Source organism: Bacillus sp. ABR (assembly GCF_056172715.1).
Window position 1 is genome coordinate 289,768 of record NZ_JAOYSL010000002.1, and the last position, 19,845, is coordinate 309,612.

23 protein-coding genes are annotated in these 19,845 nt (G+C 41.2%); 4 read left to right on the forward strand and 19 right to left on the reverse strand.

Features of this window, described 5'->3' with window-relative positions; all coding sequences use genetic code 11:
* Positions 1-18: 18 nt before the first annotated feature.
* The 9 genes from OIT90_RS06805 to OIT90_RS06845 all read right to left on the reverse strand — a co-directional run bounded on the left by OIT90_RS06805 (position 19) and on the right by OIT90_RS06845 (position 9,185).
* Positions 19-1,425, reverse strand: a complete 1,407-nt coding sequence (locus tag OIT90_RS06805; protein WP_251180454.1) for a glycoside hydrolase family 1 protein — start codon at positions 1,423-1,425, stop codon at positions 19-21.
* Positions 1,409-2,755, reverse strand: a complete 1,347-nt coding sequence (gene celB, locus OIT90_RS06810; RefSeq protein ID WP_039179764.1) for a PTS cellobiose transporter subunit IIC — start codon at positions 2,753-2,755, stop codon at positions 1,409-1,411. Before celB ends, OIT90_RS06805 begins: the two co-directional genes overlap by 17 nt.
* Positions 2,756-2,780: 25 nt before the next feature.
* On the reverse strand, positions 2,781-3,113 hold the full coding sequence (locus tag OIT90_RS06815) for a PTS sugar transporter subunit IIA (RefSeq protein WP_039179767.1): 333 nt from the start codon (positions 3,111-3,113) through the stop codon (positions 2,781-2,783).
* Positions 3,114-3,116: 3 nt separating this feature from the next.
* Positions 3,117-3,428: a PTS sugar transporter subunit IIB gene (locus OIT90_RS06820; RefSeq protein ID WP_041086064.1), complete on the reverse strand. Its 312-nt coding sequence runs from the start codon at positions 3,426-3,428 to the stop codon at positions 3,117-3,119.
* A gap of 136 nt (positions 3,429-3,564) precedes the next feature.
* Positions 3,565-4,350 carry a glucose 1-dehydrogenase gene (locus tag OIT90_RS06825; RefSeq protein ID WP_039179773.1) on the reverse strand — a complete coding sequence of 262 codons (786 nt, stop codon included), beginning with the start codon at positions 4,348-4,350 and terminating at the stop codon, positions 3,565-3,567.
* 12 nt (positions 4,351-4,362) lie between these two features.
* Positions 4,363-5,211, reverse strand: a complete 849-nt coding sequence (locus tag OIT90_RS06830; protein ID WP_186319801.1) for a GRP family sugar transporter — start codon at positions 5,209-5,211, stop codon at positions 4,363-4,365.
* A gap of 114 nt (positions 5,212-5,325) precedes the next feature.
* Positions 5,326-6,735: an NADP-dependent phosphogluconate dehydrogenase gene (gndA, locus tag OIT90_RS06835; RefSeq protein WP_041086071.1), complete on the reverse strand. Its 1,410-nt coding sequence runs from the start codon at positions 6,733-6,735 to the stop codon at positions 5,326-5,328.
* Between the two features lie 98 nt (positions 6,736-6,833).
* A complete protein-coding gene (locus OIT90_RS06840) occupies positions 6,834-8,078 on the reverse strand; it encodes a DNA polymerase IV (RefSeq protein WP_039179779.1) in 1,245 nt (414 codons plus the stop codon).
* Between the two features lie 114 nt (positions 8,079-8,192).
* The gene (locus tag OIT90_RS06845; RefSeq protein WP_126681615.1) at positions 8,193-9,185 is read right to left on the reverse strand and encodes a carbon-nitrogen hydrolase family protein; all 993 of its coding nucleotides are present in this window, start codon (positions 9,183-9,185) and stop codon (positions 8,193-8,195) included.
* 180 nt (positions 9,186-9,365) lie between these two features.
* Between OIT90_RS06845 and OIT90_RS06850 the strand changes: the two genes are divergently transcribed.
* Positions 9,366-9,647: a hypothetical protein gene (locus tag OIT90_RS06850; RefSeq protein ID WP_058838009.1), complete on the forward strand. Its 282-nt coding sequence runs from the start codon at positions 9,366-9,368 to the stop codon at positions 9,645-9,647.
* A gap of 28 nt (positions 9,648-9,675) precedes the next feature.
* Complete coding sequence (locus OIT90_RS06855) at positions 9,676-10,494, forward strand: membrane protein insertase YidC (protein WP_052773100.1); 819 nt, start codon at positions 9,676-9,678, stop codon at positions 10,492-10,494.
* Between the two features lie 36 nt (positions 10,495-10,530).
* Here the strand turns inward: OIT90_RS06855 and OIT90_RS06860 are convergent, their stop codons facing one another.
* The 4 genes from OIT90_RS06860 to mce are packed head-to-tail and all read right to left on the reverse strand — an operon-like array spanning position 10,531 to position 14,023.
* Positions 10,531-10,995, reverse strand: a complete 465-nt coding sequence (locus OIT90_RS06860) for a chemotaxis protein CheW (RefSeq protein ID WP_039179788.1) — start codon at positions 10,993-10,995, stop codon at positions 10,531-10,533.
* Between the two features lie 14 nt (positions 10,996-11,009).
* Positions 11,010-12,131: a tripeptidase T gene (locus tag OIT90_RS06865; RefSeq protein ID WP_474892387.1), complete on the reverse strand. Its 1,122-nt coding sequence runs from the start codon at positions 12,129-12,131 to the stop codon at positions 11,010-11,012.
* A 16-nt stretch (positions 12,132-12,147) separates the two neighbouring features.
* Positions 12,148-13,611: an acyl-CoA carboxylase subunit beta gene (locus OIT90_RS06870; RefSeq protein ID WP_440601732.1), complete on the reverse strand. Its 1,464-nt coding sequence runs from the start codon at positions 13,609-13,611 to the stop codon at positions 12,148-12,150.
* A complete protein-coding gene (gene mce / locus OIT90_RS06875; protein ID WP_474892388.1) occupies positions 13,604-14,023 on the reverse strand; it encodes a methylmalonyl-CoA epimerase in 420 nt (139 codons plus the stop codon). Before mce ends, OIT90_RS06870 begins: the two co-directional genes overlap by 8 nt.
* A gap of 101 nt (positions 14,024-14,124) precedes the next feature.
* Between mce and prli42 the strand changes: the two genes are divergently transcribed.
* The gene (gene prli42 / locus OIT90_RS06880) at positions 14,125-14,217 is read left to right on the forward strand and encodes a stressosome-associated protein Prli42 (RefSeq protein ID WP_149126490.1); all 93 of its coding nucleotides are present in this window, start codon (positions 14,125-14,127) and stop codon (positions 14,215-14,217) included.
* 38 nt (positions 14,218-14,255) lie between these two features.
* Here prli42 and OIT90_RS06885 read toward each other — a convergent pair whose 3' ends face one another.
* The 6 genes from OIT90_RS06885 to OIT90_RS06910 all read right to left on the reverse strand — a co-directional run bounded on the left by OIT90_RS06885 (position 14,256) and on the right by OIT90_RS06910 (position 18,775).
* Positions 14,256-14,765, reverse strand: a complete 510-nt coding sequence (locus tag OIT90_RS06885) for a L,D-transpeptidase (protein ID WP_041106809.1) — start codon at positions 14,763-14,765, stop codon at positions 14,256-14,258.
* Between the two features lie 52 nt (positions 14,766-14,817).
* The gene (locus OIT90_RS06890) at positions 14,818-15,771 is read right to left on the reverse strand and encodes an aromatic acid exporter family protein (protein WP_024422917.1); all 954 of its coding nucleotides are present in this window, start codon (positions 15,769-15,771) and stop codon (positions 14,818-14,820) included.
* Between the two features lie 120 nt (positions 15,772-15,891).
* Positions 15,892-16,614: an amino acid ABC transporter ATP-binding protein gene (locus tag OIT90_RS06895; protein ID WP_034280282.1), complete on the reverse strand. Its 723-nt coding sequence runs from the start codon at positions 16,612-16,614 to the stop codon at positions 15,892-15,894.
* A complete protein-coding gene (locus tag OIT90_RS06900) occupies positions 16,607-17,263 on the reverse strand; it encodes an amino acid ABC transporter permease (RefSeq protein ID WP_039179807.1) in 657 nt (218 codons plus the stop codon). Before OIT90_RS06900 ends, OIT90_RS06895 begins: the two co-directional genes overlap by 8 nt.
* A 114-nt stretch (positions 17,264-17,377) precedes the next feature.
* Positions 17,378-18,142 carry a transporter substrate-binding domain-containing protein gene (locus tag OIT90_RS06905; protein WP_107163384.1) on the reverse strand — a complete coding sequence of 255 codons (765 nt, stop codon included), beginning with the start codon at positions 18,140-18,142 and terminating at the stop codon, positions 17,378-17,380.
* 195 nt (positions 18,143-18,337) lie between these two features.
* A complete protein-coding gene (locus tag OIT90_RS06910) occupies positions 18,338-18,775 on the reverse strand; it encodes a BrxA/BrxB family bacilliredoxin (protein ID WP_024428021.1) in 438 nt (145 codons plus the stop codon).
* 169 nt (positions 18,776-18,944) lie between these two features.
* On the opposite strand from OIT90_RS06910, the gene OIT90_RS06915 reads away from it, so the two are divergent.
* Positions 18,945-19,838, forward strand: coding sequence for a YegS/Rv2252/BmrU family lipid kinase (locus OIT90_RS06915; RefSeq protein WP_474892389.1), 894 nt, complete (start codon positions 18,945-18,947; stop codon positions 19,836-19,838).
* Positions 19,839-19,845: the final 7 nt, after the last annotated feature.

The following is a 19,845-nucleotide window of genomic DNA, read 5'->3' on the forward strand; positions in this document are numbered from 1 at the left end:
AAAGAGCAAGTATTTTGATTAAAAACCGTTATTCTTTGAAACTGATTGAAACCAGTATCCACTCTTCTTAATCGTTCGTTTCCCGTCTTTTTGAAGATCAACTGAGACAAATCCATAACGATTTTTATATGCATTCGACCAGGACCAGTTGTCCATAAATGTCCACAGATGATAACCTTTCACATTGCTTCCTTCTTGAATGGCTTGATGCACCCATTTGAGGTGCTCAGATATAAAATCAATACGGTAATCGTCATGAATCATTCCTTCTTCATCCTTAAATCGCTCTTCTCCTTCGACACCCATACCATTTTCAGATATAAAGCATTCGATATTATCATAGTCTGTCTGGACTTTTTTCAATATATCGTAAATACCCTTTTCATAGATTTCCCAGCCTCGATACACATTCATTTTTCTCCCCGGCATTTCAAAAGAATCAAAGTAATGGTTCGGCATAAATGGTGCTTGAGGATGCGGCATATGCTCTTTCGCTTTCACTCTTCTTGGCTGATAATAGTTGATGCCAAGAAGATCAATCGTATTCTCTTGAATCAGCTCAAGATCCCCTTCTTCCATACTTGGCATAAAGCCTTCTTTCTTTAAGACTTCTACTAGTTTTTCAGGGAAATGTCCTTTCACCGCAGGATCTAAGAAGGAGCGGTTAAAGAAAGCATCGGCCATCTCTGCAGCTTCTACATCGCGCGGATTCTCGCTTCGCGGGTACGAAGGGGTCAGGTTTAAGATGATGCCAATCTTACCGTCTTGCTGCAGCTCTTTATAAGCCGCAATCGCCTTCGCATTTGATAAAAGTTCATGAAAACCGACCTGCACAGCCTTTTGGAAATCGACTTCGTTTGGATAATGAAAGCTATACATATATCCGCCTTCTACAGGGACAATCGGTTCGTTATGGGTAAACCATTTTTTCACCCGGTCACCAAATAATTGGAAGCATAATGTCGCATAGCTGACATAATCGTCGACCACCTGTCTGTTCACCCAGCCGCCTTTCTCCTGCAGCGCCATTGGCATATCGAAATGGTATAGGTTCACAAATGGCTCGATATCATGTGCAATCAGTTCATTGATCACATCATTATAAAAGGATACCGCTTCTTCATTGACGGCACCTGTTCCTTCAGGTAAAAGGCGTGACCATGAAATCGACAGCCGAAATGAATTGTGGCCAATTTCTTTCATTAGACGGATATCTTCTTTATATTTTCGATAAAATTGAGATGTCACGTTCGGCCCTACGCCATCAAAAAAACGAGTAGGCTCTTGTTCAAACCAATGATCCCAAATGTTCGGTCCCTTTCCATCACCAGGGACGCTCCCTTCCGTTTGCGTCGCAGAAGCAGAAGATCCCCACCAGAAACCTTCTGGAAATGTATATGATTGCTTGTTAGTTTCCATCGACATGTATTGAGTCTCCTTCACCTTTGATGTTTGCTGCCTTCGTATTTTCTGTTGTCGTTATTTTTTCATTTTTCACATTCATCCGGTCAATAAATTTCAGGAACGGGAACCAAATGACAAACACAATCATCAGGTTAAACAACTGAAGTAGACCGCCAGCTAGTGAATTTGTCGCCATCATTCCGCTAATAAAGATCGGAACTGTCCACGGGATATTCACGCCTGTAGGCGGCGGTACAATGCCTGATGCCATCGCAAAATAAGTAATACATGTAATGACCATTGGCGCCAAAATCCACGGAATCAGAATAAGCGGATTCATGACAATTGGTAAACCGAAGATAATCGGTTCATTGACGTTAAATAATCCTGGTCCTAAGCCGAGCTTGGCTACTTGTTTTAATTGCTTACTTTTCAAGAAAATTAAAATGGTAAACACAACAGCAAGCGTCATACCGGTTCCACCCATTCCAACCGTATAGATTTCAATAAACTGCTTGCTGATGATATTAGGAACCTCACCTGTTTTTGTATAGCTCTCTAGGTTTTGAATGGATAATGTATTCCAAATCGGATCCATGACAGAGTTGATAATAATTTGACCGTGAAGCCCAAAGAACCAAAGAATTTGTATAAAGAAAACAGCGATCAACGTCGGAATGATACCGCTTCCAAGACCGACAAGCGGCGCCTGAATTGCATGATAAATCAGATCATGCATATTTGTTTTGAAGCCTTGTGTAATGATGATATTAATTAATAAAAAGGTTGTAAGTGTCAAAGTAGCCGGGATCAGTGCAGCAAAAGACTTGGAAACAGCTGGCGGAACCCCTTGCGGCATATTGATCACAAATTTCTTCTGGACAAAATAACGATAAATTTCAGCAGATAAAAAGCCTGTGATCATTCCTAGGAACATCCCCTTAGCACCTAAACGATCGACTGGGATGACGCCTGCAATCGTTGCACCGCCTTCTTGTTCTAGTAAAAACGGAGTTAGAAGCAAGAAAGAGGCTAAAGCAATCACGCCGCCAAAGACAGCTTCTACATCATAGCTTTTTGATAAATAGTAGCCAATCCCAAATACAACAAACACACTCATAATGCTGATGGTCGCACTCGGTGCGATATTCAGTGCAGACTGGACGCCTTCCAGTACGGTTTTACTCATGATTTTATCTAAAAATGGCAAATTCATCAGCACAACCATAATGGAACCAAAGATGGTGAGCGGGAACGCAAGCATAAAGGCATCCCTTAATACGCCTAAATAGCGGTTGTTGTTCAATCTCCCAGCAATCGGAACCAAAATGGCACTTATTTTATCAAACATTGGTTTCCCCCCTTGTTTACACCCTTTATTGTTTCAGCGATTGGAATATCGGCAGGAGCTCTCCCACAAGCTCCTTGATGGTAATGGTCGACATTAAGTGATCTTCGGCGTGCATGAGCAGTAAGGAAAAGGATGTTGTTTCTCCTCCTGCCTCTTTCTGTACGAGTTGAAAATGGATGTCATGTGCATGCCGTAAATCTTCTTCCGCTTCTTTCATGAGACCAAAAGCCTTTTCTTCTAGACCTTCTCGATATTGTTTCAGAGCCTCGAGCAATTTACTGCGCGCATTCCCGCTGTGTAAGATCAATTGAAAGCTGACTTGTTCCTCCGTGAGCCCTTCGAGTGTTTTCTTTTCCATCCTTTAAGATTCCCCCATCAGTGTAAGTGCCTGTTCATACGCTTTTTGTCCATCGGCAAGCCCGTATGCCTGCATATCAATGACTTCTACCTCAATCCCGTATTTTTTTGCTTCTTTTTGAAGGTCTCCTTTTAAAAAGCTCATTTGCGGTCCGATTAACACAACATCCGCATTCGCCATTTCTTTTCTCGCTTGATCTTGCCCAACTGCCCAAATTTCTGCTTCGTCCCCAATTGAATCGGCATGTGCTTTCATCTTTGTCACTAGTAAACTCGTAGACATTCCTGAACTGCATGCTAATAAAATACGTTTCATTTCTATCACCCCATTGTTGTAATAAAAGCGCTTCCAATTAATATTATATATTTTTATTTTTAAATGTCTAGACATTTAATTTTATTTGTCTGTATTTAATATAAAAAAAGAGCGTATTGTACGCTCTTTTTTTATATTATCCTTTTCCTGCCTGAAAACCTGGATACTTTGTCATGCCGCCGTCTACATATAACGTTAGGCCCGTAACATAGCTTGCTTCTTTTGATGCCAGCCAGACAGCGCATGCTGCCACTTCTTCCGGCTTTCCAATATAGCCGATTGGAATCAGCTCAATCACGCCTTTTTTCAAGGCTGGATCATCGAATTTCTCCGCATTAATCGGGGTATCAATGGCGCCTGGTGCAATACTGTTTACACGGATTTTTTTAGGGGCATATTCAAGCGCCAATGTTTCTGTCAAAAGCTTGGCGCCTCCTTTACTAGCTGCATAATGGACAAAATGAGGCCAAGGAATTTGCTGATGAACCGACGACATATTAATGATCGAGCCTTCTATCCCATGATCCGTCATATACTTTAGTGCATCACGGCATCCTAGAAACATACCTGTTAAATTGGTAGACATCACTTTGTTCCAATTATCCAGCGTCATTTCGGTGGAAGGCACTTCATTTTCAATGCCTGCGTTATTGATCATCACATCAAGGCTGCCGAATGTATCAACAGCTTTATTAATCATTGCTTGCATATCCTCTTCCTTTGATACATCTCCTTTGATTTTCACAGCCTGTCCGCCATGTTTTTGAATTTCTGCAATGGTGTCATCCGGATTTTCTTTATCAGAGAAGTAATTGATCACCACATTGGCTTTTTCTTGTCCAAATCGGCGTGCCATCGCTTGGCCAATTCCTGTACCTGCGCCTGTAATCAGAACTGTTTTTCCTTCTAAATCTGGATACATTCGTGTTACCTCCTATTTTGTAAAGCCTAGCAGCACACCGCCTGCAATAATCATCAAGCAGCCTGCAATGACAAAGCTTGTTCTAGACGCTTTCTCTTTTAATAAGTAAATGCCGCCTAGTGTTGAGATGACAATCCCTGTTTGTGACATTGAAAAGCTTACGGCTACGCCAATTAATGGAATGGCCAAAAGAAGCCCAAGATTTCCTGTTGACCAAACAAGACCGGAAATGATATTTCTAAACGTATATTTACTAAATGGATCCTGCTTTAAACTAATCGCTAAGGATGAAAGCAGCATGCCGACAGATTGCGGGACGAGTGCAGACCAGCCATCAATATCAAACCATCTTAAAATGACAACATATCCGACGTAGCCGACGGTGGATATGAGTAGAATAATGATCCCTTTTTTAAAATTGCCTCTGCCATTCTCGCCGCCATTCTTTTTTTGACCGAGCGATGTCATGACAACACCTGCAATGATCAGTAAAATGGCGCAGGAACCAATGAGTATGACCGTCATTGTCTGCCATTCTTTGAAGACCATGACGCCAAATAGGGTCGTGCTCACAAGCTGCATGCCCGTTGATAAAGGAACCGCTTTAGACACGCCAAGAAAAGCGACACTTGAAAGCTGATTCATTTGTCCAATACTCCAAAAGATGCCTGAAATGACGGAAACCGCAAATATAAGCGGTGTCAGCTCTGGCATTTTGATGAAAAAAGCTACAATCGAAAATAAAAACGCGCCGAGCGTAATGCCGAGAGTTTGCTGATACGCATTTCCGCCTAGTTTGACACTGATGAGAACAATACTTCCCCAAAATATCGCTGGGAGAAGTGCATATAAGATGCCCACTTCTATCCCTACTTTCTTGTCTTTTTTACATAGCATCCCTCTTTTTCTCATTTTTAGCCGAAAAGATGCAAACAAAAAAACCTTACCAAAGGTAAGGTTTTTCAGTCGTTCTGTTTATTTCATCCATTCAGTATGGAATACGCCTTCTTTATCTGTGCGCTCATACGTATGTGCACCGAAATAGTCACGCTGTGCTTGAATTAAATTCGCTGGAAGAACAGCTGTGCGATAGCTATCAAAGTAAGCAAGTGCACTTGAGAATGAAGGAACAGGAACTCCTTGTTCCACTGCAAGTGAAATGACTTTACGAAGTGATGATTGATAGTTTTGAGCAATATCCTTAAAGTATGGATCAAGCAATAAGTTTTTCAGTTCAGGATTACGGTCATATGCTTCTTTAATTTGTTGTAAGAAGGCTGCACGAATGATACATCCACCACGGAAGATCATCGCAATTTCACCGTATTTTAAATCCCAGTTATATTCATCAGACGCTGCTTTCATTTGCGCAAAGCCTTGTGCGTAAGAACAGATTTTACTCATGAATAGGGCTTTTCTAACCGCTTCGATCAGCTCTTGTTTATTCTCAGCTGATTGCGCAGGCTCAGGACCTTGGATCAATTGACTTGCTTCCACACGCTCATCTTTCATAGCTGAAATGTAGCGCGCAAAAACAGATTCAGTAATGATTGGAAGCGGGACACCTAGATCAAGTGAGCTTTTGCTTGTCCATTTTCCAGTTCCTTTTTGACCAGCTTTATCTAAGATCACATCCACAAGCGGCTGGTTTGTCTCTTCATCCACTTTTGTGAAAATGTCAGCTGTAATTTCGATTAAATAGCTGTCAAGCTCGCCTTTATTCCACTCTGAGAATACTTCATGAAGCTCCCCTGCTGACAATCCAGCAACATGCTTCAAGATAAAGTATGATTCAGAGATCAATTGCATATCTCCGTACTCGATACCGTTATGAACCATTTTGACATAATGTCCTGCTCCATCTGGGCCGATATACGTTGTACAAGGCTCGCCATCTACTTTCGCAGAGATCGCTTCTAAAATTGGTTTCACTAGCTCATGCGCTTCTTTTTGACCGCCTGGCATGATGGAAGGACCTTTTAGCGCGCCTTCTTCACCGCCGGAAACACCTGTACCAATAAAGTGAATGCCACTTTCTGCAAGCTCTTGATTACGTCTTTGTGTATCCTTGTAATATGTATTTCCACCATCAATTAAAATGTCACCTTTCTCTAGGTGAGGAAGTAATGATTGAATGGTTGCATCTGTTGCTGCACCAGCTTTTACCATTAAAAGAATTTTACGCGGTGTTTCAAGCGACTGAACAAATTCTTCGATGCTGTATGTGCCAACAACGTTTTTTCCTTCTGCTTCTTGAAGAAACTCTTCTGTTTTGCTGCTAGATCTGTTATAAACGGATACGGAGAAACCGCGGCTTTCAATATTGAGGGCAAGGTTTTTCCCCATAACGGCTAGTCCAACCACACCGATTTGTTGTTTTGACATAATTCTGACGTCCCTTCTAACACACTATATTGATTACTGCTGAAATGATGTACCCTTTGAAATTACCACAACATCACCTCTTTTATCAAGTTTTCAGGCTAGTCATTTCCTCTTTCGTCCTGAAAAAAATCTTTATTAAAACTTGTCCCGCTTGTTTTACTCTCTTTTTCCTTAATGGTGATCCCTCTTTGCACCAATGGTTTTCCATATTTTTCTTTCAGTCCATCTAAAATGGTTTGGAGGGGCTCTTCTTTTGCATCTTCTGTATATGAAAATAAATCAAGCTGTTTAACGGCTGCTTTTCGTTCGACTAGGTCTGTCCCCGTTACACCTAAGAGCCTCACTGGCTGATCATTCCAATGTTTCAGGAATAACTGTTTTGCCGCTTCAAATATGTCTTCCTTTCGATCCGTTGGATTTGTGAGCATGATACTTCGCGTGATATTTTTCCAGCTTGCATACCGAATCATGATGAGCAGCCGATTCGCCATCACTTCTTTTCTCTTTAACCTTGCACTCACAGATTGTGACAGCTTATCAATTAACGTGACAAGTTCATCTGAATCATCCGAATCATGAGGCAGAGTGGATGAATTGCCGACGGATTTAAATTCGTATATTCTTTCTGGGTCCACGATGCCGTCATGTTCACCATTCGCCTTTTGCTTTAATCTCGGTCCATTAATGCCAAGCAATTCTTTTAGCGTATACTCATTCGCTTTCGCTAAGTCTTCTATAGTATGAATTCCGATGGTTTTCAATTTATCTGCCGTTTTTTGTCCAACCCCGTGCATGTCACCAGCAGGTAGCGGCCAAAGCATGTTCGGAACATCTCGTTTACGCAATATGGTGATTCCCATTGGCTTTTTCCAATTAGACGCCATTTTCGCTAAAAATTTATTCGGTGCAATGCCGATACTTGAAGGAAGCATCAGCTCCTCTACTAGCCTTGTTTGAATATCATGAGCCGTTTTTACCGCATGTTCGGCATATGGCGTATGCGTTAAATCAATGTAGCCCTCATCAATCGATACAGGTTCGACTAAATCACTGTATTCTCTTAGTATTGTAAACATCTCTTGTGAGGAGCTGCGGTACCGGTCAAAGTTCGGTGTGCGGACAATGAGTCCCGGACATAGCCGCTTCGCCTCCCACAAGGGCATCGGGGGCTTCACACCTAATGCTCTCGCCTCGTAGCTGCACGTCACAACAATCCCTTTACGCTCTTTTGCATTTCCGCTGATAGCTAAAGGTTTCCCTCGCAAAGAAGGATCATACGCCATTTCTACATTGGCATAAAAAGCATTCATGTCTATATGAAAAATAATATTTGACATTGGCATAACCCCATTTTCTTATCTACCTGAATTTTGATCAGCTATTTTTGATTATACATTGATTTATTTCATCTTTCCTCAAAAAAACCTTCTCTAAAAAAGAGAAGGTTTCACGTTCATTTACACTTTTTCTTCAAGTATACCATGTTGATATTGAATGTCCTCATATGTGAATACTTCATTTTTTTGAGGATATAATTGTTTCACAACCGGAGTAGGCTGTTGATTAAAATTCATACTCAAACTTTGATTGGAGTAGTGTCCAGCCGGATCAATATAATACTTGTAATCAATGACTCTTTCTACATCAATGTCAGCGTAAGCAATTCCCTCTGTTTCAGCTGGAACCATATCACTGATCGGCTCCCCATCCGGCCCGTAAATGCACGTATGCCCGCTCTTAAATGTTTCAAAGTAATCTCTTTGCTCCTGCGTTAAACAAATCATCTCTTTCATTTCTTCCGTATATATAGATGATGTCATCAGCACAAATGTCTGTGTCGCGATAGCATAATATCTGCTTGATATTTCATCATCAAAATAACCTGGCCAAGAGGCTACATGTACCTGCTCATTTTGGGCATTCATCGCCATAAGATCTAGCGGGACTTGATGCTCCCAGCACATCAATCCGCCCAGGTTTCCAATTTCAGTTTGAAACACTGGCATCATACTGCCACTTCCATCCCCCCAAATGAGTCTTTCTGCTACAGAAGCTCTCATTTTCCGATGTTTTCCTATTAAATCCCCATTTGGATTAAACCAAAGCTGAGCTAAATAGAGAGAGCCGCCATCTTTTTCACTACATGATATACAAACATACGTTTCATTTCTTTTTGCTGCTTCACTGAGTTTTTGAATGGCTAAGCTAGGGATTTCAACTGCATTTTTATATAATTCATGATAGAACTTTCTTGTATATTCTGGATGACCAATAAAAGCAAACCAAGGATAACCAGGTAAAAATGCTTCTGGGAATGCCACAAGCTTTGCACCATTTGAAGCTGCCTCGTCAATCAGGTCACATGATTTCTCAACGGTTGCTTCCAAATTTAAGTAGACCGGTGCTGCTTGTACCGCAGCTGCTCGAAACTTTGGGTAAATACTTGTCATATTCAAAACCTCCATTTCTTTTCATCCCCCTCATTATAGGATAGGAAATATGAAGTTTGGATGACATTTACTATTTTATACAGAATAAGGAATTTTATTTAATGAAGAAAACACGTGGTTCTGTTAGACATTTAACCATGTGTATAGTACACTGTGAGTAATGAAATGGATGTGATAATCATGATTATTGATACATTCAATGAAGTCTTTTTCCTTGTTGAATTCTTTACGATTATTCTTCCAGCGCTGACGGCCATCGGCATTGCTTTTTTACTAAAAGACTGCCGTATGAACGAACACCTTGGTGGGCATCGTTTGGAAGAGTTGGACGCATCTTGCTTGAATCGAACAGACTTTCTGTTTATCATATATGATCGCATTACAACTTGGATTAGTAAAGTCATTCGAATGAAAAGATCATCTAATGATGATGAAGACCATTCGCTTCCTCTCGCTTATTAAATTTTTTTAATCATGAGGAGGAAACGAATTGAAACGTTTATTGACTGTTTTTACGACTTTATGTTTGATGATGATTGCGTCACCTGCATTTGCAGCGAGTGCGCAAACGAATACGAGCTCTGATGGTTTTTTCCATCATTATTTTGTTCAGCCTTTTTCTGAGCTGATCATTTGGCTTGCGAACTTCTTTCATGATGATTATGGTTTATCGATTATGTTCGTCACCTTGATTGTCCGCCTGCTGATTTTCCCGCTTTTTGCGAATCAATTTAAGAAGCAAAGAGTCATGCAGGAAAAAATGGCATTGGTGAAGCCTCAGATTGACCAAATACAAAGCAAATTGAAGAAAACGAAAGAACCTGAAAAACAAAAAGAACTGCAAATGGAAATGATGAAAGTATATAAAGAGAACAATGTGAATCCGCTTGCCATGGGCTGTCTGCCGATGCTGATTCAAATTCCAATTGTTCTTGGCTTTTACTCAGCAATCCGCTCAACACCTGAGATCGCAACTCATACGTTCTTATGGTTTAACTTAGGACAAACCGATTTATTGGTGGCGATTTTTGCAGGGGCTATGTATTTCTTACAATTTTATGTCACGCAAAAATATGCGAAGCAATCAGGCACCCAGACAGAGGCTGCGCTGAAGCAGGCGAAAGTAATGGGCATGATTTTCCCAATCATGATGCTGTTTCTTTCAATTAATGCACCCGCTGCTCTTCCTTTATACTGGATGACAAGCGGACTACTACTCACGATTCAAACGATTATTTTAAATGTCATGTACCAAAAATCAAAAACGAAAGCTGCGGCTAACGAACAAGCCAAACCAGCTGCTGAATAAAAATAAACCCCTTATCTAAAGATAAGGGGCTTTTCATTATGCCAATTCTTCTTTCAACCGGTCTGGCAATTGATCGAGGTCCTCAATTTTCCCAAGGAACTTATTTGGGTCCACTTGTAAAATCATTTTGTTTTCTCTCTCAACAACGCCGAAGAAATATTCAGAGGCCTTCGTGTTCATATGAAATGGCTTGATCTCGCTTTGCTCGATATCGATAATATCTTTTGCATCTGAGACAAGACAGCCAATCATTTGATCGTTTACTTCAAATAGCAGTACCTTTGACTGCTCGTTTACATCAAGAGGCTTTCCGTGAAGCATCACACCTGTGTCACTGACAGGAATGACCTCTCCTCTTAATGACATCAGCCCTTTAATTTCTTTTGGAAGGTTCGATACTTCTTGTAAGTAAGGGACCTTTTCAATCGAACGAATATGCTCTACACTGATGCCAAACTCCTCTTGCCCTACCTGAAAAATAATAATCTTTTGCGCGCTCACAGAGTCTCCTGCCTTTACGATGGATTTGTCGTTTCTTCGATAATGGCGAGAACCATTTCAGCTGTTTTGACTAATTCTTCAATCGGCATTTTCTCATTTTTCGTATGAATATCTTCATATCCAACAGCTAGGTTGACAGTTGGGACGCCGTTGCCTGCAATGACGTTTGCATCACTGCCTCCGCCGCTCGTCTGCAGTTCTGAAGGACGGCCAATTTTTGCTGCCGCTTTTTTCGCCACTTCTACGACTTGATCGCCGTGTGAGAATTTGAAGCCTGGATACATGATGTCAATTTGTACATCGGCACTTCCGCCCATTTCTTTAGCGGTTTTTTCAAAGGCTTCTTTCATCTTCGCTACTTGAGCTTCCATTTTTGCTGGTTCTAAAGAGCGTGCTTCCGCCAAAATATCGACTTGATCGCACACAATATTCGTTTGTGTTCCGCCTTCAAAACGGCCGATATTCGCTGTTGTTTCTTCATCGATCCGGCCAAGCGGCATGCTGGCAATTGCTTTTGATGCAATGGTAATCGCAGACACACCTTTTTCAGGCGCGACACCTGCGTGAGCGGTTTTTCCGTAAATCGTTGCGCGTACTTTTGCCTGTGTTGGTGCAGCTACGATAATCGTACCAACCTTGCCATCTGAATCAAGGGCATAGCCGTATTTCGCTGTCATCAATTTTGGGTCTAACGCTTTTGCTCCAACAAGTCCTGATTCTTCACCTGCTGTGATCACAAATTCAATCTTCCCGTGCGGTAAATTTTTCTCTTTCAGCACACGGATCGCTTCAAACATAGCAGCAAGTCCTGTTTTATCGTCAGCACCAAGAATAGTTGTTCCATCTGTTTTCACATATCCGTCCTCAATGACTGGTTTTACGCCATTTCCCGGCACAACTGTATCCATATGAGAAGTGAAATAAATCGTATCTGCCTCTTGGTTCCCTTCTAATGTGCAGACAAGGTTGCCTGCACCGTGGCCTGTTGCCGCTTTTGAATCGTCTTCAACCACTTTAAGACCAAGCTGCGAGAATTTTTCTTTTAATACTTCAACAATTTTCTCTTCGTGTTTTGTTTCTGAATCAACCTGAACTAATTCTAAAAATTCGTCTAGTAAGCGTTTTTCATTGATCATGATGATGCTCCTCCTCTTATAGCGGCATGTTGCCATGCTTTTTTAACGGTCTATCTTCTTCCTTACTGCGAAGCAAATCAAATGAGCGGATCAATCGCTCTCTCGTTTCAGCTGGCATAAAAATATCGTCTATCAGACCTGCCTGGGCCGCTTTCCATAAACTTGGTTTGTTTTCAGACTCGCGCGAAGCAGGATGAACAATTTCGTCTGCGAACGTTTTCCCCATGACATCAATTTCGGCCTCTGGCCATGCATAAACAAAGTCAGCGCCTAAGCCCTTGCTATTCATCGCGACATAAGCACCGCCAAACGCCTTTCTTAAAATCACAGTGATTTTGGGAACGGTTGCTTCAGCATACGCATATAAAAGCTTTGCACCGTGGCGGATAATTCCTGCATGCTCAGCTTTCTCCCCTGGTAAAAAACCAGGAACGTCCACAAGGGTTAAGATCGGAATATGAAACGCATCACAAAATCGAATAAACCTGGCCGCTTTATCCGCAGCGTCAAGATCAAGGCTGCCTGCCAGCACCTTTGGCTGATTGGCAACAACACCAATGGAGGCTCCTTGTAATCTGGCAAAACCTGTGACAATATTTTTTGAGAAACAAGGCTGCGTTTCAAAGAATGAGTCTGGATCGGTTATCGCTGTCACCACTTGTTTGACATCATAGGTGCGTGATGGATCCTTGGGCAGAATTCTGCCTGGATCGGCGGAATCGTGCTTTCGTGCCCCAGCGCGTGTGACAGCCTGTTGTTTCGTTTGTATGTACGTTAAAAGAGTTCGAACCGCTTTTAACACGTCCTTCTCATCTTTCCCAGTATAGTGCACATTCCCGCTTGTCTGATGCTGAACACTTGCACCGCCAAGACGGTCAGGACAGACCGTTTCTCCTGTTGCTTTTTCTATTACTTTCGGACCAGTTAAAAACATATGAGCTGTTTGCTCTGTCATGAAGACAAAATCAGTCAATGCAGGAGAATAGACTGCACCTCCAGCACATGAACCTAAAATAACAGATATTTGCGGGATTCGACCAGAGTACAGCACATTCCGTTTAAAAATCTGTCCGTATCCTTCTAATGATACCACACCCTCTTGAATTCTCGCACCACCTGAGTCTTTTAGACCGATGACCGGCATCTGATTTTTAGCGGCCAGATCCATTAAAGAGGCAATCTTCTTCGCATGCATTTCGCCTAATGAGCCCCCATATACTGTTGCATCTTGTGCATAAACACAGACAGGCTTTCCATGAATGAGTCCCGTTCCAATGACGACACCGTCACCAACATGCTCTGAGAGCTCGCCTGTTGCAAATGACTGAATTTCCATCAAGCTGCCCTCGTCAAGAAGTTCATGAAGCCGCTCTCGAACCGTCAGCTTTCCTTTGTTCTTGTGAGCCGCTGCTCGTTTTTCGCCGCCGCCCATTAACGCTTTCTTCCGCCATTCAGACAAGTCATTGAACGAATCATTCACTATGTTTCTCTCCTTTCAAGGACTCGCACAATTCAAATAACACACCTGACGTTTCTTTAGGTGAAATAAATGCAATTTGCTTTCCGTTGGCGCCCATCTGTGCTGTTTTTTGGAGAAGCTGCACGCCAAGGTGATCGAGACGGCTAAGATCAGCCTGAATGTCACCCGACTTTAGCGCAATATGATGAAGCCCCTCTCCTCTTTTTGTTAAAAAGGTATGTAGTTTACTGCGGGCTGAGATTGGCTCAATTAATTCAATGTGCAGATCATCAAATGAAGCGAAGGACGCTTTAATCTCCTGCTCAGGAATCTCTTGTATGTCTGAAAAATGCCAATTAAATAGCTGATGAAGCGTTTGAGATGTTTCTTTAATAGAAAAGACGGCAATGGCAATATGATCGATTTGTGTCATCCGTTCACTTCCTTTGCTGATCACTTGTCGCATATGAAAAAACCAGATAAAATAAAGACAACTGCGCTTGTCGCAAAAATCTTCGGTTATAGGGGTGCGATATGTCTCAAAAATTCATGAAATTTATGGTATTGCTTATGATAAGCCTGCTGTTAGTTTCTTCACTTTTAGCAGGAGCAGCAGCCTTTTTGTAAGAATTGAATAAAAGCAGACAAGCAGGTGATTCGGGATATCAACGAATGGCCTGTTTGTCTTTGGCAAGCGTTTCAAAGGAAGCACTTGATTTTGTAATCCATACCTTTGTTCCAATTGGAAGCTGATCAAACAGCAGCTCTACATCTTGATTATGAAGTCTCACACAGCCTGCCGTGATAAATTTCCCAATCGAAGTTTCATCACTTGTTCCATGAATTCCATAGGTTCTGCCATCTGTTCCTCGTGCATCAAATCCAATCCATCTTCGTCCAAGAGGATTATTCTTCGCACCGCCTTCAATATTTTTTCTTCTGTAATAGGGATCTTTCGCTTTGATCATAATGGTAAATTCACCTTCTGGCGTTAAATCTGCTGTTTTTCCTGTAGAGGCAGGATATACTTTTTGAATTTTCCCTTGATCAATAAAGGCAAGTTCATTTGTTTGTTTATTAATAATGACAAATGGGTCACCTGGCAGCGGGTTTTGTCCAAGCGGCCAGATAGGTGAAAGGGACATGGTCAGTACGGTATAAAATAAAAGACGCATAGGCTCCTCCTTTTTCATTAGATTGACCAATGAAGGAGGAACTCATGCGTCTCTATTCTTTCATCCCTTTAAAATAGCTTTTCAGTACTAAATATTGTTCCATTTCACCGAGGAAATGAAAGAGTGCCGCTCTTGCCTCAAATTCTTCTCGTGTTTGCGGGAGCGGAAGTGCGTCGAACTCTTCTTTCATATCAATGAGACGTCTTAAAAACTTATGCGCTGTGTTCCCCGGGTGAATATGTTCGCGTAAGTCTCTAATGTATTCTGCAATGATTTGTCCATGCTCCGTTGTGACGGAAATCGACGTAATTTTGGGCAGCACACGCTCAATGATTTCAAATTGCTTTTGTCTCATGTTGAAATAATGATAGTACAGGTTTTCGTGTCTTAATACATGGTTTTCAACATCGCGATACGCGAGAGCTTTTGCTTCTTTAATCAATTGATGTGTCTCTGGTATTTCTTTTCCTGTCCAGTCTTGTTTCCCTGTCATTAAGTATTGCTCAATTTCCTCAAAGATTTTAGCAAAGTTGGCTTCAATCTGTTCGCTGTAGCGTTTGAGCTTTTTATCAACACTAGGCATATAGAGGTTCATAATCAGCGCTACCCCAACACCAATAGTAATCAGCAGCAGTTCATTCCAAATGAGATGCAGGGTAATTCCGCCAGACATGTATAAATGGAGAATGATGACTGAACTTGTGACAATCCCTTCTTTAATTCGAAGCAGAACCGTTGTCGGAATAAAGACAAGCAGCATCAAACCGATCACAAAAGGATGATACCCGATCAGATCGAAAAATAAATAAGAAAATAAAATAGCAAGACTGCATGCTGCAAAGCGGGCTCCCGATGCTAAGAGGGATCTTTTCTTTGTCACCTGAATACACAGGATCGTAATAATCCCGGCAGCTGAATAATTTTGCAAGCCAAGCAATTGTGCAATATAAATAGCGATCGCTGTTCCTAATGCTGTTTTCAGCGTTCGGTAGCCGATTTTAAACATGATGTGATTCACTCTTTTCTGTCTTGTTTCCATTCACTTTTGTGAAATGATGAACTTTTTTTACTTTCCCCATTATAATCAAAAAAAGAAGGAGATGTTAAGTCTCCTTCCCTTTTTTCTTTATAATATTTTTTGTAAGAAGTCTTGCGCACGCTGTGAAGACGGTGATTCAAAAAATTGTACAGGGTTTGCATCCTCTACAATTTTCCCGTCATCCATAAAGATCACACGGTCAGCCACTTCTTTTGCAAAGCCCATTTCATGTGTGACGATGACGAGTGTCATTCCAGATTGAGCCAGCTCTTTCATGACCTCTAATACTTCCTTGACCATTTCTGGATCTAGGGCAGACGTTGGTTCGTCAAACAGCATAATGTCTGGTGTCATTGCAAGCGCACGTGCAATCGCCACACGCTGCTTTTGACCGCCGGACAAACGGTTCGGGAAATCATCTTTTTTCTCTAGAAGCCCTACCTTTTTGAGCAGGTCTTCAGCTTGCTTGATGCTGTCTTCCTTCGATTGATTCTTCACATTCATTGGCGCATACGTAATATTTTCCAGCACGGTTTTATGCGGGAACAGATGGAAATGCTGAAATACCATTCCGATGTTCTCACGCACTTTTAGTGCATTCGTTTTTGGATTGGTGATTTCGGTGTCCTTAATTGTTATTACACCGGAAGTCGGCTTTTCAAGTAAGTTGATGCAGCGGAGGAAGGTCGATTTTCCTGAACCAGATGGTCCAATAACCGCAACAACTTCCCCTTCTTTAATGGTCGTGTCGATCCCCTTTAAAACTTCGTTTTTACCAAAAGATTTTGTAAGTTTCTCTATTTTAATCATTTGATTTTAACTTCCTTTCCACCGATTTGCCGACAAAGGTGAGAACAAGCACGATGACATAATAGATAAGACCCGCAAAAATAAGCGGTTCAAGATAATTATACGTGACGGCCCCAGCTTGATAGGCTCGTCTCATGACATCACCCAGTCCAATGACTGTTACAATCGCTGATTCTTTTGTCAGTGTAATCGTTTCATTCACAAGTGCAGGTGAAATATTTTTAAACGCCTGCGGAAGCAATAAGTCCTTCATCATTTTAGCATAAGGGATGCCTAGAGCAACGGCCGCTTCTTTTTGACCTTTATCAATGGCATTAATACCCGCACGAATAATTTCAGATACGTATGCTGCCGAGTTGAGTGAAAATGCCGCCACAGCAGCCCAGTATTGATCGATTTGGAACCCAAGAAGCTGAGGTAGACCAAAATAAATAATGAGCAATTGAAGCACAAGCGGTGTGCCTCGGAAAATTGACGTATAAAAGTCTGCAATCCAAATGAGCGGTTTAAACACACTAATTTTACAAAGCGTTAATAAAATTCCTAAGATAAATCCAAGGAAAAGGGATACTACTACAATAGAAAGTGTGACCTTAAGCCCTTCTAGAATAAAGGGCATCTGAGGTATTACATCTTTAAAATCAAACATGACATTCTCCTTTTTTTTGCCTTCATACAAAACAGGAAAAAAGTTCAACACGAGTTGAACTTTTCAGCGCTTTTCTACTTGATTTTCTTGAATGACGCTGATCCTTTTCCTGACTTACTTTTCATCAGCAAACCATTTTTTAATTAATTTATCAAGTTCACCATTATCTTTCATTTCATTTAATGATTTATTAAACTTCGCTGTTAAGTCGCTATTTTTCTTGAATGCAATGGCTGAACCTTCGTTTGAGCTGTTCAATCCAAATGCTTGGAAGTCTTTTTCCTTTTTCAAGTAACCAGCAGCTACTTTATCTTCAATAATTGCTGCATCAAAACGGCCTGCTTTGATCTCTTGAATGATATCAGAAATTTTATTACGGTCTTCAACTGTAAGGTTATATTTCTTTTGCAAACCATTTGCTTCATCTTGTTGAATAGAACCTAATTGAACGCCGACTGTTTTATCTTTTAAATCTTTCTCTACTTTAATACCGCTAGATTTCTTTGATACAACCAAGTTTTTAGCATTGTAATAAACATCAGAGAAATCCACTTGCTTTTTACGTTTTTCTGTAGGTGTCATTCCTGCAAGGACAATATCAGCTTTGTTTGTTTTGAGGGCTGATACAAGGCTAGCAAAGTCCATATCTTGAATTTCTAGCTTGTAGCCGTTCTTTTTCGCTAGTGCTGTTGCAAGATCTACATCAAAACCGACAATTTTATCTCCGTCTTTTGATTCAAATGGCGGATAATCTGCTGATGTCGCCATCACGAGTGTCTTGTCATCTCCTGATGCGTTTGAATTATTAGAAGAAGTTCCGCATGCTGCGAGTGCAGCTGCAAGACCAGCTGTCATAAGTAATAATAACCACTTTTTCATATGATGATGCCTCCCAGTATTTAAAATCATGTATTGATTTGAATATTTATTCACTATAATGTATTTTAAACACTTTCTTTTTAAGATGCAATAGTATTTTGCTAAAATTATTTTGATTCTATTGTCTTATAAAACAAAAAGCAGACCGATCTAAAGACCGGACTGCTTTATATTTATTCATTCAAAAGTCATATGTTAGATTTCTTCGCAATGCTCATCAAAAGCGGCTTGTAGTTTTGACACGACTTCCATTGGCTCGTGCCCTTCAATTTCATGACGCTCGACCATTTTGATGATTTTTCCATCTTTTAATAAGGCAAAGGATGGTGAAGATGGCGGGAAGCCTTCAAAGTATTCACGAGCTCTTGCTGTGGCCTCTTTGTCCTGCCCAGCAAACACTGTCAGCAATTGATCTGGACGCTTATCGTAATGAACAGAATAGCCGGCAGCTGGTCTTGCAATACCGCCTGCACAGCCGCATACTGAATTCACCATGACAAGTGCCGTTCCTTTTTTAGTCAGTGCTTCGTCTACTTCTTCAGCTGACGTGAGCTCAGTGTAGCCTGCCTGCTTAATTTCTTCTCTCGCTTGTTTTACAATATCATTCATAAATAAATTAAAATCAATATTCATGTCCGTCCACTCCTTTAGCGTACCATAACCATTTTAACTCCATCATAACAAGGAAAACGCCTGCGGGCAAATGTGTTGTCTTATCCATCGCCTCTTTTTCCGAACATCGTTTATGAGCTGTCAAATTGGGGAAAAGTGATGATAAAGAGATGAAAGGGAGAACTGCGTGATGGCACAATTCAAAAAAGCGATGCTCATTTATAATGGAAATGCTGGACAAAAAAACATGGAAAAAACACTCGGTCAAACAGTGCCTCTTCTTTCTCTACATATTGATGAACTCATTCTTAAACCAACAAAGCAGCCAAATGATGCTTATGATTTCTGTCGTCATATTGATGAGACGGTGGAATTGCTCATCATATTAGGCGGAGATGGAACCGTGCATGAATGTATGAACGGTATTGGCGGCTTAGAAAAAAGGCCCGCTGTAGCGATATTACCAGGCGGGACATGCAATGATTTTTCTAGAACGCTTGGTATTCCTCAACAGATGCAAAAAGCCGCTCAAATGATTGTAGACGGCAAAGAGAAAAAGGTCGACTTAATCAAAGCAGAGGATCGATACGTATTAAACTTTTGGGGAATTGGGCTGATCGCAGACACGTCCAACAACATTAACGACAAGGAAAAAGCCGTACTCGGTAAAATCAGCTACTTCACAAGTGCCCTGCGCACACTTCAGCAAACAGATCCTTTTCACGTACGGATTGAGACCGAGGAGGAAAGCTGGGAAGACGAAGCTGTCATCGTTCTTGTCATGAATGGACATTTTATCGGTACAAATAAAATTGATTTGCCAAATGCATCCATTGATGATGGAAAAGCTGAAATCTTAATTTGTAGAAATACGAGTTTCTCTGCTTTAAAAGAAATCTTCTCAATGAACCGGGAAGAGCTGGAGGATTTCACCGGCGATCTGTCTCTCATTCAAGCGTCCAGTATTCGTATCCACACAAAAGAGGAAATGGATGCTGATACGGATGGTGAGGTTTATATGAAGGCTCCCTCTTCTTTAGAAGTGTTAAAACAGCATTTGACCTTTATTGTTCCAGCAGAATAAAAAAATG

Excerpts from the sequence above, each read along its gene's own strand:
- OIT90_RS06915 (WP_474892389.1), top strand. The coding sequence starts at position 18,945 with ATGGCACAATTCAAAAAAGCGATGCTCATTTATAATGGAAATGCTGGA.
- OIT90_RS06865 (WP_474892387.1), bottom strand. The coding sequence starts at position 12,131 with ATGATCAATGAAAAACGCTTACTAGACGAATTTTTAGAATTAGTTCAG.
- OIT90_RS06815 (WP_039179767.1), bottom strand. The coding sequence starts at position 3,113 with ATGGAAAAGAAAACACTCGAAGGGCTCACGGAGGAACAAGTCAGCTTT.
- OIT90_RS06895 (WP_034280282.1), bottom strand. The coding sequence starts at position 16,614 with ATGATTAAAATAGAGAAACTTACAAAATCTTTTGGTAAAAACGAAGTT.
- OIT90_RS06825 (WP_039179773.1), bottom strand. The coding sequence starts at position 4,350 with ATGTATCCAGATTTAGAAGGAAAAACAGTTCTGATTACAGGCGCAGGT.
- OIT90_RS06900 (WP_039179807.1), bottom strand. The coding sequence starts at position 17,263 with ATGTTTGATTTTAAAGATGTAATACCTCAGATGCCCTTTATTCTAGAA.
- OIT90_RS06885 (WP_041106809.1), bottom strand. The coding sequence starts at position 14,765 with ATGCGTCTTTTATTTTATACCGTACTGACCATGTCCCTTTCACCTATC.
- OIT90_RS06905 (WP_107163384.1), bottom strand. The coding sequence starts at position 18,142 with ATGAAAAAGTGGTTATTATTACTTATGACAGCTGGTCTTGCAGCTGCA.
- OIT90_RS06820 (WP_041086064.1), bottom strand. The coding sequence starts at position 3,428 with ATGAAACGTATTTTATTAGCATGCAGTTCAGGAATGTCTACGAGTTTA.
- prli42 (WP_149126490.1), top strand. The coding sequence starts at position 14,125 with ATGTCTCAAAAATTCATGAAATTTATGGTATTGCTTATGATAAGCCTG.
- OIT90_RS06910 (WP_024428021.1), bottom strand. The coding sequence starts at position 18,775 with ATGAATATTGATTTTAATTTATTTATGAATGATATTGTAAAACAAGCG.
- OIT90_RS06850 (WP_058838009.1), top strand. The coding sequence starts at position 9,366 with ATGATTATTGATACATTCAATGAAGTCTTTTTCCTTGTTGAATTCTTT.
- gndA (WP_041086071.1), bottom strand. The coding sequence starts at position 6,735 with ATGTCAAAACAACAAATCGGTGTGGTTGGACTAGCCGTTATGGGGAAA.
- celB (WP_039179764.1), bottom strand. The coding sequence starts at position 2,755 with ATGTTTGATAAAATAAGTGCCATTTTGGTTCCGATTGCTGGGAGATTG.
- OIT90_RS06845 (WP_126681615.1), bottom strand. The coding sequence starts at position 9,185 with ATGACAAGTATTTACCCAAAGTTTCGAGCAGCTGCGGTACAAGCAGCA.
- mce (WP_474892388.1), bottom strand. The coding sequence starts at position 14,023 with ATGACACAAATCGATCATATTGCCATTGCCGTCTTTTCTATTAAAGAA.
- OIT90_RS06840 (WP_039179779.1), bottom strand. The coding sequence starts at position 8,078 with ATGCCAATGTCAAATATTATTTTTCATATAGACATGAATGCTTTTTAT.
- OIT90_RS06805 (WP_251180454.1), bottom strand. The coding sequence starts at position 1,425 with ATGTCGATGGAAACTAACAAGCAATCATATACATTTCCAGAAGGTTTC.
- OIT90_RS06890 (WP_024422917.1), bottom strand. The coding sequence starts at position 15,771 with ATGTTTAAAATCGGCTACCGAACGCTGAAAACAGCATTAGGAACAGCG.